The organism is Nitrobacter sp. TKz-YC01 (genome assembly GCF_047824785.1).
Lineage (GTDB): Bacteria > Pseudomonadota > Alphaproteobacteria > Rhizobiales > Xanthobacteraceae > Nitrobacter.
Genome location: NZ_CP181167.1, coordinates 2,761,500 through 2,777,994, shown reverse-complemented (window position 1 = coordinate 2,777,994; position 16,495 = coordinate 2,761,500). Strand labels below are relative to the sequence as shown.

At 59.4% G+C, this 16,495-nt stretch carries 13 protein-coding genes, 5 pseudogenes and 1 other annotated feature; of the genes and pseudogenes, 8 read left to right on the top strand and 10 right to left on the bottom strand.

Annotated features, from left to right (window positions below; all coding sequences use genetic code 11):
- Positions 1-132: 132 nt before the first annotated feature.
- Positions 133-1,268, top strand: a protein-coding gene (locus ACMYR2_RS13265; RefSeq protein WP_416192834.1) for an IS3 family transposase whose coding sequence is annotated in 2 segments (ribosomal slippage) — positions 133-403 and positions 403-1,268 — 1,137 coding nt in all. Because the reading frame shifts where the segments join, the coding sequence is not laid out codon by codon here.
- Positions 1,269-1,326: 58 nt separating this feature from the next.
- Here the strand turns inward: ACMYR2_RS13265 and ACMYR2_RS13260 are convergent.
- The 3 genes from ACMYR2_RS13260 to ACMYR2_RS13250 form a co-directional block, all read right to left on the bottom strand.
- Complete coding sequence (locus ACMYR2_RS13260) at positions 1,327-1,686, bottom strand: BON domain-containing protein (RefSeq protein ID WP_416193071.1); 360 nt, start codon at positions 1,684-1,686, stop codon at positions 1,327-1,329.
- Between the two features lie 326 nt (positions 1,687-2,012).
- Positions 2,013-2,483, bottom strand: a complete 471-nt coding sequence (locus tag ACMYR2_RS13255; RefSeq protein WP_416193070.1) for a PRC-barrel domain-containing protein — start codon at positions 2,481-2,483, stop codon at positions 2,013-2,015.
- Positions 2,484-2,591: 108 nt separating this feature from the next.
- Entirely contained in the window at positions 2,592-2,765 is a 174-nt protein-coding gene (locus ACMYR2_RS13250) for a DUF1328 domain-containing protein (protein WP_416193069.1), read from the bottom strand.
- Between the two features lie 122 nt (positions 2,766-2,887).
- Here ACMYR2_RS13250 and ACMYR2_RS13245 point away from each other — a divergent pair.
- From ACMYR2_RS13245 to ACMYR2_RS13220, 6 genes and pseudogenes are all read left to right on the top strand, one after another.
- Positions 2,888-4,119, top strand: a protein-coding gene (locus ACMYR2_RS13245) for an IS3 family transposase (protein WP_086008680.1) whose coding sequence is annotated in 2 segments (ribosomal slippage) — positions 2,888-3,179 and positions 3,179-4,119 — 1,233 coding nt in all. Because the reading frame shifts where the segments join, the coding sequence is not laid out codon by codon here.
- Positions 3,172-3,288 (top strand) — a sequence feature (AL1L pseudoknot). (Overlaps the previous gene by 117 nt.)
- Before the next feature lie 426 nt (positions 4,120-4,545).
- Entirely contained in the window at positions 4,546-5,028 is a 483-nt protein-coding gene (locus ACMYR2_RS13240) for a DUF421 domain-containing protein (protein ID WP_347265178.1), read from the top strand.
- A gap of 392 nt (positions 5,029-5,420) precedes the next feature.
- A complete protein-coding gene (locus ACMYR2_RS13235; RefSeq protein WP_347265179.1) occupies positions 5,421-6,419 on the top strand; it encodes a sodium:calcium antiporter in 999 nt (332 codons plus the stop codon).
- Positions 6,420-6,550: 131 nt separating this feature from the next.
- Positions 6,551-8,449 (top strand): annotated as a pseudogene (locus tag ACMYR2_RS13230) (NAD-dependent epimerase/dehydratase family protein); the annotation flags it as partial.
- 576 nt (positions 8,450-9,025) lie between these two features.
- Positions 9,026-9,236: pseudogene (locus ACMYR2_RS13225) on the top strand (IS3 family transposase); the annotation flags it as partial.
- 316 nt (positions 9,237-9,552) lie between these two features.
- Positions 9,553-9,784: pseudogene (locus ACMYR2_RS13220) on the top strand (IS3 family transposase); the annotation flags it as partial.
- 182 nt (positions 9,785-9,966) lie between these two features.
- Here the strand turns inward: ACMYR2_RS13220 and ACMYR2_RS13215 are convergent.
- Together ACMYR2_RS13215 and ACMYR2_RS13210 are read right to left on the bottom strand one after the other, a co-directional pair.
- Positions 9,967-11,001: an AI-2E family transporter gene (locus ACMYR2_RS13215; protein ID WP_416193068.1), complete on the bottom strand. Its 1,035-nt coding sequence runs from the start codon at positions 10,999-11,001 to the stop codon at positions 9,967-9,969.
- A 371-nt stretch (positions 11,002-11,372) separates the two neighbouring features.
- A complete protein-coding gene (locus tag ACMYR2_RS13210; RefSeq protein WP_009800295.1) occupies positions 11,373-11,501 on the bottom strand; it encodes a hypothetical protein in 129 nt (42 codons plus the stop codon).
- 29 nt (positions 11,502-11,530) lie between these two features.
- On the opposite strand from ACMYR2_RS13210, the gene ACMYR2_RS13205 reads away from it, so the two are divergent.
- Complete coding sequence (locus ACMYR2_RS13205; RefSeq protein ID WP_416193067.1) at positions 11,531-12,286, top strand: PRC-barrel domain-containing protein; 756 nt, start codon at positions 11,531-11,533, stop codon at positions 12,284-12,286.
- Positions 12,287-12,448: 162 nt separating this feature from the next.
- Here ACMYR2_RS13205 and ACMYR2_RS13200 read toward each other — a convergent pair.
- The 5 genes and pseudogenes from ACMYR2_RS13200 to ACMYR2_RS13180 all read right to left on the bottom strand — a co-directional run.
- Positions 12,449-12,577 (bottom strand): annotated as a pseudogene (locus ACMYR2_RS13200) (type I restriction endonuclease subunit R, EcoR124 family); the annotation flags it as partial.
- A 68-nt stretch (positions 12,578-12,645) separates the two neighbouring features.
- Positions 12,646-13,182, bottom strand: a pseudogene (locus tag ACMYR2_RS13195) (IS701 family transposase); the annotation flags it as partial.
- Positions 13,183-13,487: 305 nt separating this feature from the next.
- A complete protein-coding gene (locus ACMYR2_RS13190) occupies positions 13,488-14,054 on the bottom strand; it encodes a DUF5681 domain-containing protein (RefSeq protein WP_416193066.1) in 567 nt (188 codons plus the stop codon).
- Positions 14,051-14,614: a DUF5681 domain-containing protein gene (locus tag ACMYR2_RS13185; protein ID WP_347265455.1), complete on the bottom strand. Its 564-nt coding sequence runs from the start codon at positions 14,612-14,614 to the stop codon at positions 14,051-14,053. The genes ACMYR2_RS13190 and ACMYR2_RS13185 overlap by 4 nt, the downstream gene beginning before the upstream one ends.
- Positions 14,611-15,891, bottom strand: a complete 1,281-nt coding sequence (locus ACMYR2_RS13180) for a DNA methyltransferase (RefSeq protein WP_347265456.1) — start codon at positions 15,889-15,891, stop codon at positions 14,611-14,613. The genes ACMYR2_RS13185 and ACMYR2_RS13180 overlap by 4 nt, the downstream gene beginning before the upstream one ends.
- Between the last annotated feature and the right edge of the window lie 604 nt (positions 15,892-16,495).

Below are 16,495 nucleotides of genomic sequence, written 5' to 3'. Positions count from 1 at the left end.
GACTTGCTGGTAAAGTCCTCTGAATTCTGCGTTTGCTTTTTTAAACGTCGCGCCTACATCGGTTTGTGAGGTGGTGCCGGTTTCTGAGACAGGGGCATAAGGTGGATCGCCCGATGAAAAGGACGATCCGGTATGAAGACACGCAGACGATTTACGGCTGAGTTCAAGGCCAAGGTTGCGCTTGAGGCGATCCGTGGCGAGCGGACGATTTCGGAACTGGCGACAAAGCACCAGCTTCATCCGAACCAGATTACGCAGTGGAAACGGCAGGCCATCGAGAACCTGGCCAAGACGTTCGACGACAAGGCTGCTGATGCGCAGGTCGGCCGGGAAGCCGAGGTGACCAAGCTGCACGCCAAGATTGGCCAGCTTGTCGTTGAGCGGGATTTTTTGGCCAAGGCCTTCGATCGCTGAGCCTGGATCGGAGGAGAATGATGATTGACCCCGATCACAACCGGCTCTCGATCCGCCGCCAGTGCGAACTGGTCTCGATCTCGCGGGCGTCGTTCTACCGACAGCCCGCCGGCGAGACGCCCGAGAACCTCGAACTGATGCGCACCATCGACGAGGCCTTCATGGAGACGCCCTGGTATGGCTCCCGGCAGATGGCCCGGCATCTGCGGCGTCAGGGCTGGTGCGTGGGTCGCAAGCGGGTCCGGCGGCTGATGCGCAAGATCGGTCTGTCGCCGATCTACCAGGCGCCGAGAACCAGCGAGCCGCATCCGCAGCATCGCATCTATCCCTACCTGCTGCGGCACCTGGCGATCGAGCGGCCGGATCACGTTTGGTGTGCCGATGTGACCTATATCCCGATGCGGCGCGGCTTCCTTTACCTCGTGGCCATCATGGACTGGTTCAGCCGCAAGGTCCTGGCCTGGCGGTTGTCGAACACGATGGATGCCGACTTCTGTGTTGCCGCTCTCGAAGAGGCGATCGCCTGCCATGGCAGGCCCGACATCTTCAACACCGACCAAGGCTCGCAGTTCACTAGCTTCGCCTTCACGACGACGCTGAAGGATGCCGGCATCCGCATCTCCATGGACGGGCGCGGCCGCTGGATGGACAACGTCTTCATCGAACGACTGTGGCGCAGCCTCAAATATGAGTGCGTCTTCCTCAGCACATTCGAAACGGGAAGCCAAGCCCGCTGCGGCATCGGCTCCTGGATAGACTATTACAACCGGCGACGCCCGCACTCGACCTTCGCCGGCAGGACGCCCGACGAAGTCCATGCTATGGCGGAAATGACGGAGCAATTGGCGGCGTAGAAACGAACCCGATCCACCTTAGCCAGGCCGCCAAACTGTCTCACCAAGCGGGTCCACCTCATTGGACTTTGAGCCGATTGACTACCGCTACGACATCCTGCGTCTTTTCAGCAAGATCCCCCGCCCAATTCTTATGTTCTTGCGTATTTGTAGTTCCATCTAAGGACACAACACCGTCTCGAACGGATACCCGTGGCGCTTCGAACCACCCGGTTGACTTGAGGATGCCTTCGAGACGCCGGGAAATGTCACGATCATTCGCCGCCGGAGCGACGTTAACGGGTGTTTTCGATGTAACCGTCGGCTCTATTGCCGGTGATTCTGCCGATGGCGAGAAAGACGTCTGCGATGGCACTAGTGTTCCGGTGCTGAGCAGAAAGAAAATAAGAATGGCAGACGTTGCAAGAGGTTTAGCCATGAACCACATCCGCTAAGGCTCGCTTTATCGAGGCTAAGCGTTTGAAACCAAGGGAAGGTCGGTGCCGTACTGCGCTTGTGCAGTAGGTCAGCAGCGGCGCACAGCCCCCTCGTCCACTCGTGGACAAATTGAAAAAGTTCTAAAGACTATCGGGCGCGTTGTAGTAGTCGCGGCGCGCGAAGACGTATGCCTCAGTGTAGTTGAGGCTCTACGCCTTCGAGTGCCGAACGAGTGCTGAAAAGTTCCGCTTGCATCAGAAACGCAGCGACAATGCTGGCCGAGGCTGCGCTGCGCGGACACATCAAATTATGTCGATCGAGAGCCCGTCAGCTTTTGTTCTTGCTGTATTTGAATTTGGGCGCGTCTTTCAGGTTATCTTTGGACGTGTTGACAAAAGCCTTCCAGGTGTCGTCCCTTCGATTCAACACCACAGTCGACGGATCAAGAACAACATAGCTTTCTCCCATGCCGAGGAAGCCACCCACACTGACAACGACCCCTGTAATCGTTTTGCCGTTCTCAATAGCCAGATCAACGATCTCTCCGACAGACTCGTTCTGGTCGTTATAAACGTTCGTGCCTATGATTTTGGAACTCATCAAGTCGGCCGATTTTACGGTGACGAACTTAAGCGCAACAGTAGCCTTGTCAGCGACTCGCAAGCCGCTCCGAGACGCACCCGTCGCCGCTCCCGCGTCGGACCCCGGCGTCGTAGCGGGAGCCGGCGTCTGAGCATTCGCAAGCGGTGAAACTGCTGAAAACGCTGCGGCAGTTAGTAAGATGATATGAGTTTTCATACGAGGCCCTTTTCTGTTTGGGCGGAAGAGGGCTAGAGTCTTCCGCCACTCCTGAACGAAGGAAGAAGAGGTAATGGTTTTAAGGAACGCCCCGGTCTGGCAGCATCATTAAAAAAGCACTTCACCGGCGAGAATTCCCATAACCAGAAAGACTACGAATATCGCCACCGCCGCAAAGAATAACCACCTTGCAATTGTAGCGGCACCAGCAGATACGCCGGAAAAGCCAAAGAAGCCGGCAACCAACGAAATGACGAAGAACACTAGTGCCCATTTCAACATCGCGCTTCCTCTCTGTGCTAAACAAGCCGCCCATCGCGATTCCGTTCCATAGCGTGGTGGATGACCGGGATCTGAACCGCCCCGGGTTTGCCGGAGGCTCCAACTCCTGAGAGGATGGAGCCATGACAAGCAAGACGACGAACAAGTTTTCACCGGAGGTTCGGGCCCGAGCGGTTCGAATGGTTTTGGATCACGGCAGCGAGTATCCGTCCCGCTGGGCTGCGATTGAGGCGATAGCCCCCAAGATTGGCTGTTCCGGCCATACCCTGCTGGAATGGGTGAAGAAGGCGGAGATCGACAGCGGCAAGCGAGCAGGCGTCCCAACGGACGTGGCGGAGAAGCTGAAGGCGCTTGAGCGTGAGAACCGCGAGCTTCGGCAAGCCAATGAGATTCTGCGCAAGGCAAGCGCTTATTTTGCGACGGCGGAGCTCGACCGCCGGTCCAAGCCATGATCGCCTTCATCGACGATCATCGCGCGGCGCATGGGGTCGAGCCGATCTGCAAGGTTCTGTCGATCGCCCCCTCGACCTATCATGCCCATGTCGCCAAACGGCGTGATCCCGCCAAGCTGTCGGCGCGCGCCAGGCAGGATGTCATCCTGAAGATCGAGGTCCGGCGCGTCTTCGATGAGAACTTCCGCGTCTATGGCGTGCGCAAGATCTGGCGGCAACTCAAGCGCGAAGGCTTCGATATCGCCCGTTGTACGGTGTCACGATTGATGCGGACCATGGGCTTGCACGGTGTTATCCGCGGCAAGTCGGTCAGGACCACGATCGGCGACAAGGCGGCGCCATGCCCGCTGGATCACGTCAACCGCCAGTTCAAGGCGTCGAGGCCGAATGCGCTTTGGCTCTCCGACTTCACCTATGTTGCCACCTGGACCGGCTTCATCTATGTCGCCTTCGTCATCGACGCCTATGCCCGCAGGATCGTCGGCTGGCGGGCATCACGTTCGGCGCACGCCGGCTTCGTGCTCGATGCGCTGGAGCAAGCCCTGCACGATCGACGGCCGGTCCATCGCGGCGGGCTCGTACACCACAGCGACAGAGGAAGTCAGTACGTATCCATCAAGTACACCGAGCGCCTGGCTGAAGCTGGCATCGAGCCGTCTGTCGGCAGTGTCGGCGATTCCTACGATAATGCTCTCGCCGAAACCATCAACGGCCTCTACAAAGCTGAGGTGATCCACCGACGCGGACCGTGGCGTAGCTTCGAGGCCGTCGAGTTCGCAACGCTGGAATGGGTCGATTGGTTCAACAACCGACGGCTCTTGGAGCCCATCGGAAACATCCCGCCCGCCGAAGCCGAGCAACGCTACTACGCCATGCTGGAACAATCGGCCATGGCGGCATAACTTAAACCAAACGGCCTCCGGCAAACCCGGGGCGGTTCAATCCGAGGCATCCCCGTTTCAAAGGGACGTGAGTGGGCGGGAGCGTGATGAACAAAATTCATCGCGGCGAGATCGCGAGCGTGGCTATCTCCAGACGGAACGATCCTGGTACCCGCAATGAGGTGATTGAGCGCGCCGTCCGGCTACTGGAGCCGCATTGAGGATTGTGGGTGCCTACGATCGCGGCCGGCGACAGTTCGCGCCATCCCGCAGAAGCTCAATTTTTGCTGGAGATCCAGATCTGGCTTCATAAGACATTTCTGCGCCCTGTTAGCAACTCGCGCGGCCGCGCAGGTATTGGTCCCGTGTTGGCGCAAAAACCTGGTTCACCCAGGGCCCGAAATCAATGCGCTCAACTAGCGATTCACCGAAAGGACCAAAGGCACGATGAACTTGGAAGGCATGTTTTTTCAGAGCTGGTCAGGAATTGTGCGGACGGTGCTTGTCGGATCGCTCGCTTACGCAACCCTTGTCGTGTTCTTGCGAATATCCGGAAAACGGACCCTTGCCAAACTCAACGCATTCGACCTTGTGGTGACTGTTGCGCTTGGCTCGACATTATCGGCCATTATTCTCCAAGAAACCATATCCCTGGCCGAAGGTGCTACCGCCCTAGCGCTGCTCATTTTTCTACAGTTTGTTGTCACGTTCTGGTCCGTACGATCGGCGCGGTTCGCAAATGCGATCCGCTCCGAGCCGGCTCTGCTCGCGCGCAAGGGACAGTTCTGCAGCGATGCTATGAAGCGCGAGCGTATCACCGAAGATGAAGCGCTGAGCGCTGTCCGGGCAGCTGGTGGCAAGGATATTACTCAAGTCGACTCGCTCATTTTGGAAAGCGATGGCACGCTGAGCGTAGTGCTTCGCGCCTAGGCAGCCTGAACAGCTGGGTTCATCGCTCGGCTTCCGGCGGACCAAATCGGGCAATCTGTTCGATGGAGCCGCCTGTTCAGGAGGATTGGCAGACTTACCCACCCGATCGGCAGGTCTGGTGTATTCATCGATAAGTGCCCGACCAAGCGAGCAATTGCGCTATCTATCGTCGGTCAACGTCCTCGCCAAGGAACATAACAGCTTCACAATCGTCTTCCCATTCAAATGACAAATATGGCCGACTAGCTGATACGACGAGGGGACGAACTCCCCGGCGACAAGACTGTGTGACCCGTTCGCATCGGCCGCACGGGATTCATCAGGTTCAACGCATCTGCGCTAAATCCCGGGATACGAATTTGCCAAACCTAAGCGAGCATTCGTTACCTGTCTTGTTCCTGATTCTTGCGATCGCCGGTTCGATCGTCTGGTACGCAGGAACCAGGATCACCTGCTATGTGGATGCCATCGCGCGCCGCACGCACATCGGCGAGGCTTTCGCCGGGATGCTCCTTCTTGGAGGTGTGACCTCACTGCCGGAAGTAGCGACGGCCGGGGCCGCCGCGGCTAATGGCAACGCCTTGCTGACGGTCAACGATCTCCTCGGCAGCGCCTCCATGAATCTCGTGCTACTGGCGATCGGCGACCTGCTTTATGGCAAGAATGCGTTGACCTGCGTAGCGGGCCGACCTCAGACGCTGATGCAGGGCACGCTGGGAATGATCCTGCTGGCAGCGGTAGGGTTTGCCATTACCGTGACAGACATCGTCATTCCCGTAGTCGGGACTGGCGTGACAACGGTGATTCTCGCTGCAGCATGCGTTCAAGCGCTGCGAATATCCCGGCGTTTCGAACGAAACACGACATGGCAAGTGATCGACCCTCCCGATGTCGAGGCGGCTGAGTCCGTGGATGTCGAGCTGAGCAATGGCAGGCTTGCACTTCTTACGACGGCAGCAGCCATGGCGATCCTGAGCGGAGGAGCAACGCTGGCGATGACCGGTGACGCGATTGCCGACAAGACCGGCCTCGGCAGTTCAATCATCGGCTTCACTCTGATCGCTTTCTCGACCTCGCTGCCCGAACTCAGCTCCGTGCTGAAGGCACTAAAAATGCGCCGTTATCAGTTGGCAATCGGTGACATCTTCGGCACCAATCTGTTCAACATATTGATCCTCTTCCTCGGAGATCTGCTCTATCGCGAGGGCGCGTTGCTCAACCAGGCGGGGAGCTTTGAAATCGCCGCGTGCTGTCTAGCCGCCGTGCTCACGGGTATATTCCTGGTCGGTCTCCTCGAGCGCCGGAACCGAACGATCGGTCGGATGGGCACTGATAGCGCGATGGTGGTTGTCATCTATCTCGGCGGCCTTGCGGGTCTATCGCTACTTTAGCATGGCCGACTGAGTGAAATCGGTCGCTTTGGAAACATCAGTGGCTAGGGCAGTTACTCTTCTATGCGGGGAGAAGGTTCTCCGTTCCAGAGGCTGTCCACACAGCCCTCACAAGTTGCCGCCATTTGGGGATGTCGATGGCCGACAAGCCTATCGTTTTGATCACAGGCGCTGCGGGGAACATCGGCGGCTCGCTGGCGCAAGCTCTGCAGCAGCACTACACGGTGATAGGCCTCGATGTGGCAAGCGGCGACACCGATTATCCCATCATCGAGGTAGACCTCACTGACGAGAAGAACGTAGCTGAGGCCCTTGCACGCTTCGGTTCCGAGCACGGGCATCACATCAGTAGCGTCGTGCACTTGGCGGCCTTCTTTGACTTCAGCGGCGAGGACAAGCCGCAATACAAGACAGTCAATGTCGATGGCAGCCGCAATCTCATCCGCGCGCTGCAAGCGTTCGAAGTCGAACAGTTCGTGTATTCGGGAACGATGCTGGTTCATGAGCCCGGCCGACCAGGCGAGCGTATCGATGAAGATCGTCCCATTGCGCCCCGCTGGGCCTATCCGAAGTCCAAGGCCGAGGCCGAGCAGGCGATCAGGGAGGAACGCGGCGATATCCCCGTTGTGTTCCTGCATCTCGCCGGCCTCTATGACGAGCGCACGTCAGTCCCAACTTTAGCCAATCAAATCGCGCGCATCTACGAGCGGGATTTCCAGAGCCATCTCTATTCCGGCGATACCGCCGCGGGGCAATCGATGGTCCACCGCGAAGACATGATCGACGCTTTCGTCCGCGCGATCGATCGGCGCGGCGAGTTACCACAAGAAACCGTCCTCCTGATCGGCGAACCCGAAGCGATCGGCTACGACGATCTGCAGGATCGGCTCGGCTGCCTTATCCATGGAGAGGATGAGTGGGCCACACTGCGCGTGCCTTCGGCAGTGGCCGGGATCGGCGCCTGGATGCAGGACAAGGCAGAGCCGGTCGTTCCCGATGCGATCGATCAGGGCGAGCGGCCGTTCATTCAGCCGTTCATGGCGCGGATGGCGAGCGATCATTACGCGCTGAATATCCGGCGTGCACGCGAGCTTCTCGAGTGGAAACCCAGACACCGCCTCGCAGACGAGTTGCCCGCCATCGTGGCCGCGCTAAAGCAGGATCCGGCCGCGTGGTACAAGGCCAATCGCATTGCCCCACCGGCCTTTGTCACGGAAGCCGACGCGGTCGGCGAAAACCCCGAGGAACTGCGCGCCCGCCATGAACAATGGCGGCGGTCCGCGCATGGCGACACGCGATGGGCGCATTTCGTCAACATTGCGCTGGGGTGCTGGATCCTGGTTCAACCCGTGATCGTCGAGGTCGAGGAAACGGCCCTCTTCTGGTCCGAGGTTTTTCTGGGCGCAGCGTTGATCTTCTTCGCAACTCTATCGCTGTCCTGGCGCCTGGCTTGGGCGCGCTGGGCGTCGGCGGCGGTAGCGGCCGGCATCATGGCGGTCCCCTTTCTATTCTGGACTGGTAATCCGGCTGCATTCTTATCCGATACGCTCGTCGGCGCCTTCGCCTTTGGCCTCGCCGTCGGCACACGACCGGAGCCGGGAACATCGGTCGTTGCGGCGATGACCGGCCCGGAGATTCCGCCGGGATGGAGCTACAATCCTTCGGCCTGGACGCAGCGATTGCCGATTATTTTTCTGGCGCTGGTCGGACTGCTGATTGCCCGTTACCTAAGCGCATATCAGCTGGGCCAGATCGACAGCGTATGGGAACCGTTTTTCCCCGGGCTGCCGGACGATCCTGCGAAAAATGGCACTGAGGCGGTGATCACCTCGTCTGTCTCCGAAGCTTTCCCGATCCCGGACGCCGCGCTCGGCGGCTATACCTATGCGCTGGAAATCGTAACGGGAATCGTCGGCTCACGGGCGCGCTGGCGCACTATGCCGTGGCTCGTGTTCCTATTCGGCCTCATGATCGCGCCGCTAGGGATCGTCTCAATTCTGTTCGTCATCATCCAGCCGATCGTCATCGGCACCTGGGCGACGCTGACGCTTATCGGCGCCGCGGCCATGCTAATCCAGGTCCCATACTCGCTCGACGAGTTGCTCGCTACGATCCAGTTTGTGCGTCGGCGGGCGAAAGCCGGGCGGTCGTGGCTCCGAGTATTTCTGTTCGGGGATACCGACCAGGGCCAGCGCGGAGAACGCGCTGATGAGTTTGAGCGCGCTCCCGGCGCGGTGCTCCGTGACATGTGGGCGGGTGGGGTCAACTTGCCCTGGAATCTGGCCCTGGCTGCCGTGCTGGCAGCATCCCTCCTGTTCACGCGGCTGACCTTCGGCGCGGAAGGAGCGATGGCCAATGCCGATCATCTCATCGGATTCCTCGCTCTGACGATTATCTCACTTGCCGCAGCGGAAGTGGCGCGGCCGCTACGCTATTGCCTCATCCCGCTGGGTGCATCGCTATTGGTCACGCCCTTTCTGTTTGAGGCCGGGAAAATTCATTACATTGGGAGTATTACTATCGGCCTCATGCTCATTGCGCTGAGCTTCCGGCGTGGCGCGATCCGGGAACGATATGGAACGTGGGATCGCTACATCGTTCCTTTCGAAGGAGGCAAAAAGCGGCTGGCCGGAGACAGGACCCGCGCAGCCACCAGCGAGGAGGTGAAGATACTTCGCAAGGAAACCCGCGACCTAAAGGAAGTCGTCGCCAAGCAGGCGCTGGAACTCCGGCTGCTGAAGAAAAGAATGATCGCGGGTCGGGGAACGACGGATGAGATACCCCGTCTCCGAGAAGCTGGAGATCATGCGCTTCGTCAATCCTCCTCGATGACGCCTCGCGCTAGATCATCGCCTGAAGACGATCATTAGGTTGAGGAGGTCACCGGTATGCTCTGCCTGGCGCTCGCGGCATCGGGCTGGGATATCGCCAGGTCACGAGCAGCGGCCGCGACCGCTTTCTCGACAGGCCGTGTTACGGGGCCGGCGTCCTGGCTCATTGGCTCCCGGATCAACACCCGCGGGTCATTTTGCCATCCACAACCAATGGCAGATCGAGCGCTAGGTTGTCTTTTGATGTGATGCATTTGCTTCACGCGAACCTGATTCCACTTCACTCCAAAATGCTATAGCCCCAAACGCTGAAGAACCGCATCCGTCTCAAAAACTACTTCCTCCCGGATGATCTCGAAGCCAAGATCGCCGCCTTCGTCGAGCACACAATCATCGGCGCTATCAGAGGGCCTCGACAATCTGACGACGGCTGACGTCCACTTCAGACGCGGCCCGACCATCCTTTTGCAACGAGAAAGGATCAAGCAAACCATCGAGCAGCGACGCTTGCAGCATCACAGGGCCGCTGCCTAAGCCGCCAGCTTAAAATGACTAACAGATGGGCCTGAACCTTCGCTAGGTCAGCCCGCCAAGTGTGTCAAAATCTCTGAACACGGGCATGAGGTCCGGGTCGTGTATGTCTTGGACGCCGGCTGCGCATTTTTCTCGTTAAAAGAGGCTGCAGGTGAAATAAGCCCGCCGCTGGCGCTAAATCCTCATGTGTCCCCTGGGATCGTTGTCTTCTCACCAAGCGTTTCACGAATCCACAGCTTCTGTACCAGCACCATGATCGCGGCCGTGAGCGGAACTGCCAAGATCACGCCTGCGATTCCCCCAAGCAGGCCGAAAACTGCAATCCCCAGCAACATGACTGCAGGAGGAATATCGACTGCGCGCCGCTGGACCATAGGTGTAATGAGGTTACCCTCAAACTGCTGAATGGCAAGCACGGCAACCATCGTCCAGAGCACGGTGCCGAAATCCTGCGTGACGGCGAACAGCAATGCCGGTATGGCGCCGACAAGGGGACCGATCATCGGAACGAAATTGGTCGTCCCGGCGACGAGTGCGAGGCCAAGCGGCGATGGCAGTCCGATCCACCAGAATGCGACCCCGGAGAGCACACCAACCAGAACCATCGAGACCAACTGACCGAGAAACCAGAGGCGCAAGGCGGAGGCGGTGACGTCCAGAGCATCTCCGACCCGCTCGTGCTGCTCGGGAGGAAAGAGCTTGATCATGCCCGCGCGGTACAGCCGCGGGTCGGTGGCCAGGTAGACCGCGATCACAATGATCAGGACGAGGTCCGTCGCCACACCTATCGCGGTGTAGCCGAGATTAGCAACCCTCGACAATAGCTGACCGCCACCTTCACCCGAGACCGCTTCCTTGATCTGTTCGAACGCATTGTGAATCCCAAGCCGCTCACCACCCGCTTCGATTGCATCGGGAAGACGTGCGAAGACGTCTGAAATCTGGCCGGCAAGCTGCGTTCCGAAGAGGCTCAGGATGGCCACTATGACGGCAGCCACGGTCAAGCTGCTTGCGGTCAAAGCCCACCCGCGCGACGTCGACGTGAGCTTCGCGAGCAATGCGGCAAGCCCAGACAGAAGGACCGCAATTAAGACCGCGGCGAAGAATATGAAGAACAGCGCGGCGATCTTCCAACCAAGGTAGGCGACCACCACCGTTGCCAGGACCACCAGCACGCGGCGGAAGAAGACCCAATCGGACATCGCTTCGGATTGCACGGACCCATCTTTTTGTTGGACGATCCGGCTGGGGACCACGGGTGTCCGTTCTCATCGGAGGCCGCGCGGCGTTTGCAAGCGGTCCCGCCCGGCTGGCACTTGGTAGGTGCGGCGCATTGCATCTGTAACCTCCCGGCTTCCCTTACGTTCCCCAGCCTATCTTAGGGGGCAATGAACGGTTGCGTCCGCGCTTCTTCCGAGTAGCAGAAACGCAAAGCAGGAACCTTCATCAAAGCCCTCGCTCAAGCCCGAAATCTCTTGCTTGATTGGACGTCGGCCGGTGGCGTCGGAACGAGGCGCGGAGCTGGTATTTCTCCAAGCTGCGGGGGCAGTGAAGGGGATGTCGGTGAGCGTGGTAAATGCCGGAATTGTTACGCCTTGCGGCGGCGCGAGGCGAGTTGCGCGCGAAGATTGAGCCTGACCGCTGTGCCGTCCCAGACCACGGCAGCCAGACAGCTCGATTCGATCGGAATCTGTTTTTGGCGAATGCGGATGCTCACGATCGCATGGAGTTGAGGAGTTTGAGACGGTGGGCGTGCAGGAACCTCACAGGTCCGTGGCGCATTATTGCTCACCTGCAAGCATCTTTGGGAGTGCTCCGGTGGCGAAACTTAAGGGAATCGTCTTGTGCATGATTGCAGCCGTGATCGGCTTTGCGTCGCCGCCCGCGGTCGCGCAGCCGAAGGAGATGAAAGCAGATAAGCTGGTGGCGGAGACACTTTACAACGGAATCTGCGCATCCAGCATCCTGGAAAGCCGAGTATTCTCGAAAAAAGGCGGGTACCTGGGGCAGGTTCGCAATATCGTTCTTGCCGACGATGGCTCGGTAAAGGCTCTCATCGCCGAGCAAGCCGGTATCGGCACCACGCTCGAATTTGTATTCCGCATTCCCTGGGACAGCGTGGTACAGCCGGCCCGACCAGGTGCTTTGATCGCGGATCTGTCAGACGCGCGCTCGGATCAATTCGGCCTTTTTGCTCAAGAACCCAAGGAGGGAGCCGAGTTTCTCATCAGCGAGGTGATTGGCGACTATGCGCGCCTTCAGACCGGCCTCGGCTATGGCTACGTGAAGGACGTCGTGCTCGCTCCTCCGGGGCAAATGGTGGCGGTACTGATAGCTCGTGATGCTCGGACGGGCATCGGAACGGTGGCGTTTCCATATCCGGGACGCACCGGTCGCTGGAGTCCCGAAATGAGCTACTATGGTCTTCCCTTCGTGACCTTGGAACAAGCTGACGCCGCCGCGACGAAGGTGAATCCGAAGCACTTCGAAACAGCGCAATGATTTGGCGCCGAAGCATTCAAGCGACCGGGCTCGCAACCTAGAGCATTTTCCGACCGGAATGAATCGTTTGGGATTCCCAAAACGGCGCGAGTCAACGCTCTTGAACTTTTCAACGAACGCAGAGATGCGTTGGAACACATCTCTTTTTTTGGTCAGGTATTGTGGATTGAGCGGGCTCATTTTTGGAAGGATCGAGTTCAACTCCGTGCCGTTCTCGCTCGCATATTCGCGCTTGATCGACGTCGCGATGTAGCGCTTGGCGGCATCTGCGTTCAATTTTTCATCGGTTATCAGTTCTTCCGCTTCCCGGCGTTGTTCGGTTTGTGCGAAGGCAAAAAACGCCTCAAGCCGACATCGCCTGGCGCATGCGCGGCGTTCAGACGACGCGGGTCGTCCGTCCAGCTCTTCGGCAGATAGAGCGCGCGGTCCATGAAGGCATGGCCGTGACGCGACACATAGGCCGCGAACACCCCGATCTGACAATTCGTGATCTTCCCGGCGGAACCGGTGTATTGTCGCGCCACTCCGCAGGACGCCTTGCCCTGCTTGAGAAAGCCGGTCTCGTCGACGACCAGCACCGCGCCTTCATCGCCGAGATGCTCGACCACATAATCGCCCACCAGATCGCGCAGTTCGTCTGCGTCCCAGCGGTCTCGGCCCAGAAGCTCCTGCTGGCGCCACGGGCCGGGATCGCCTGCCGCTTCCGCTCGCATCCAGCCAGTCTTGCGCTGCTCCTCGCTCAGCAGCCCGTCAATGAACGCGCCCGCGCTCGCAGCGGTACGCGCCTGCGCAAACAAGGGGCGTATCCGCCGCTTCACGTCCCGCAGCGAAAGCGCCCACAACTCCAGCACCGTTTCGATCGACGCGCCCGTCGTCCATGATTGATGTCGAATCATGGTGATGAATCGAGTCAGAACTCGCTAACGCGCGCAATACAAATTACGACTGTAATGCTAGCGCACCACGCCTGCCGCTCATCGGCGGTGATCGCCTTCCATTGGCAGCCGGACCCACACCGAAGGTTGCGCCGCTCGGCCGTCAGACGGTGTTCAGGCTTCCACATCGGGGCTCCTTGTCTTGAATCGCTCCGAAAAAGGGAATTACGTCATTTTGATTTTGCAAGTCGCTGGACATGAAGGTATCAGGTCGCGACACAGGTTGACGCAAAAGGGATGGATCTTAGCAAAGCTCGATTTGGAATTTACGGGTGCTCGCTCCACCATGCTGGCCATCGCACCTTGTGCGGGGTGCGGGTGGCCTTCACGATGACCTGTTGATCGGCGGGACTGAGTGGCTGCGGGAGACGGGCAAGCGCGGCCTCGACGAGCCATGGTTCCAGGACGATCCGCGCGGTCGAGCGGTATGGATCGAGTGTCCTGGCCATTCGCAGCGGCTCCAATGCAGAGGTGACGCTCCCGGGATCCACGCCTTTCCAGCTGATGTGCAGAGGAGCGACGGCAACTTGCCGAAACCTGGATTCCTCGATGAGGGAAAGCGATGCACGGGCTGCGGCTCCGTCGCCTTCGACCCCGCGCTTTGCGAGCTGGAGCAGAAACGCCTCGGCCGCCGTGACACGGCGCGTGGTTCCACCCTCCCGGATGGTCACCATTCGGCCTAGCACGCTCTGATAGGGAGCTTCCCGGTGGCGGCCGCGGGGACGGCCTGCCGGATTGCCACTCTTGCCTTTGGCAAAGCGCGTGGTCCGCGGCGGTCGGCGATACCCGACAAAATTCTCCTCCGTGTCATCCGATGGATCGCCTGACGTCATTCGCCGGTCCCCCGCGGCCAGCGCAGACTTTTTGGATCGCGCGTGCAGCGTCGGATCTCATCACACTCCTTGTCGGTCAGGCGTTGGCCACCCCGCCTGCGGCGCAGCGCCGCCTGAACAGCCCATGGCTCGAGGAGAAGCTGTGCGCGGCCGCAAATCTCAGCGCGCTCGGGGTTGTGCGCGGCGATTTCGAGAAGCAGCAGGGCGGCATCCGCATTGTCGGGGTCGTGCGCAGTGTCACGCCAGATCACCTGCCGGGAAGGCCTTGGCGCGTTCTTTTCCAGCCAAGCCTCGCGCTTGATGATCCATTTCACGACCTCGCGCATGGCCATGCGTTTGCCAGCCAGAGCATCCTGATAGGTCCGCTGCTGAAGTGCTTCCTCCACGGTGATCTCGCGGGTGCCCCCTTGGCCGTCTACTGTGAGGGTCTTTTCTATCAAGACCTCGAACGCCGAGGCCTTTGACCGAGAGGAGGTTGGGCGACCTTTGAGATTGCCGCTGCGCCCCTTCGGAAACCAGCCGGGATTCGGAGATTTCCGGGAGGATGACTTCTTGTTCATGATGCAGGCTTCTCCAGACGCGGCGCGAGGCCCGTCCGCGCTGACCAGCGTTCGATCGCAACATCGACATAGGCCGGATCGATGTCGAGCCCACGAAAGCACCGCCCGGTTCGCTCGGCGGCGATGAGCGTCGTTCCAGAGCCGAGAAAAAGATCAAGCACGAGATCGCCGTGGCGCGTGACATCCTTGAGGGCGTCGGCAACAAGCCCTGTCGGCTTGACCGTCGGATGGAGGGCAAGATCCTCCCGTCGGCTGCCCCGCATGGAGTTTACCGAGGCGTAATCCCACACATTGGTGCGGTTGCGGCCGTGTTTGCCGAGTTCGACCATATTGAGATGGGGGGCCATTCCCACGCGATAGACGAAAACCAGTTCATGCTTGGATCGGTAAAGCGATCCCATCCCTGCATTGGACTTGTTCCAGACGCAGAGGTTTAGACACGCGCCATAGACGGTGGCGCCGACCGCCGAGACGCTGTCCATGTGCCGCCAGTCCATGCAGACGAAGTGGACCGCGCCGTCGCGTGAGACAGACGCGGCGGCGCCCAGCGTATCAGCCAGGAAGGACCGGAACTCGGCTTCGTTCATCTCGCCGGAAGCCATCGCGAACTCGCGATGACTCCCGGCGGACACTGCATGTCCCCCGATCCGCACATTGTAGGGAGGATCGAGGAAAGCCGCATCGACGCGCTTTCTGTCGCCGATGACCCGCTGCAAGAATTCGGCATCGCGGCTGTCGCCGCATCCTACCCGATGCTCGCCGAGAATCCAGATATCGCCCAGCTTGGTTCTTGGCGTCGCCAAAACCGGAGGGATCACCTCGTCATCCGGATCGGGAGCGGACGCGATGATAACGTCGATCTCGCCGGTCGAGAAGCCGGTCAGTGTGGGATCAATATCGACATCGATCGAAGCGAGCTCGCCCAGTTCCTGCTGCAGGATTTCCAGATCCCAGCCTGCATTGAGGGCGATCTTGTTGTCGGCGATTCGTAGCGCGCGCTTCTGAGGCTCGGATAAGCCGGACAGGGCGATCGTCGGGACCTCCGCAATCCCCATGGCGCGAGCTGCCTGAAGTCGGCCATGGCCCGCGATGATGTGGCCTTCGGGGTCAATGAGTATCGGATTGGTGAAGCCGAATTCCTTGATGGAGGCCCGAAGCTGGTCGATTTGGCGCTTCGGATGGGTGCGGGCATTGCGGGGATCGGGAGTGAGATCGTTCACTGGCCGGTAAACGACGGCCAGCCGCGACGAGGGTGCGACAGAGACTGGATCGTTCATGGCGAGGAGGACCCAGCACTGGACGTGACCAATGGGAGCATGCTCGGTTTTCCAAGGTTTGACCGCAACAGGCGTGTCGCTGCTCAAGCTATGCGCGATTCCGCTCCGGACCGCTGCCTGTTCGGAGCTTTCAAATGCCTGATGCTGCTTTCAAATTGCCTGTTTGCCCGTAATTAACGCCTGTTATGCAGAATAACAGGAAAGTGCTTAGACTACAGCGCATCAAACGGAATTCACAGGAGAATTCCAATCGGGTCGTGACTGTAAGCCGATCATAAGCCTGTTTTGACCTGCAATTTGCAAGAAATTCCCTGTTATGGCCCTTGGAGACTCGTTCGCATCTGACTGCGTCCGCCACCACCCAGTTCGTAGGGATCGGACTCGGTAGCGTATCCGTCAATTTGTCGCGCAAATTGCGGGGTTTTGGTGATCCGTTGAGTCTCTGCGCGCGTCTCTGGTCCCAGAAATATCGCCAAAGGGCGCTCCGTCTCTGCATCGAAAATTCCCGTTCCTGGCCGAGCGGCAGAGACCGGTTCGCTGACTGGGTGGCAGCCAGTCCGGCCGCTGCAACCAATGGGTTCAGCGGGACATAACCGGCGTCATG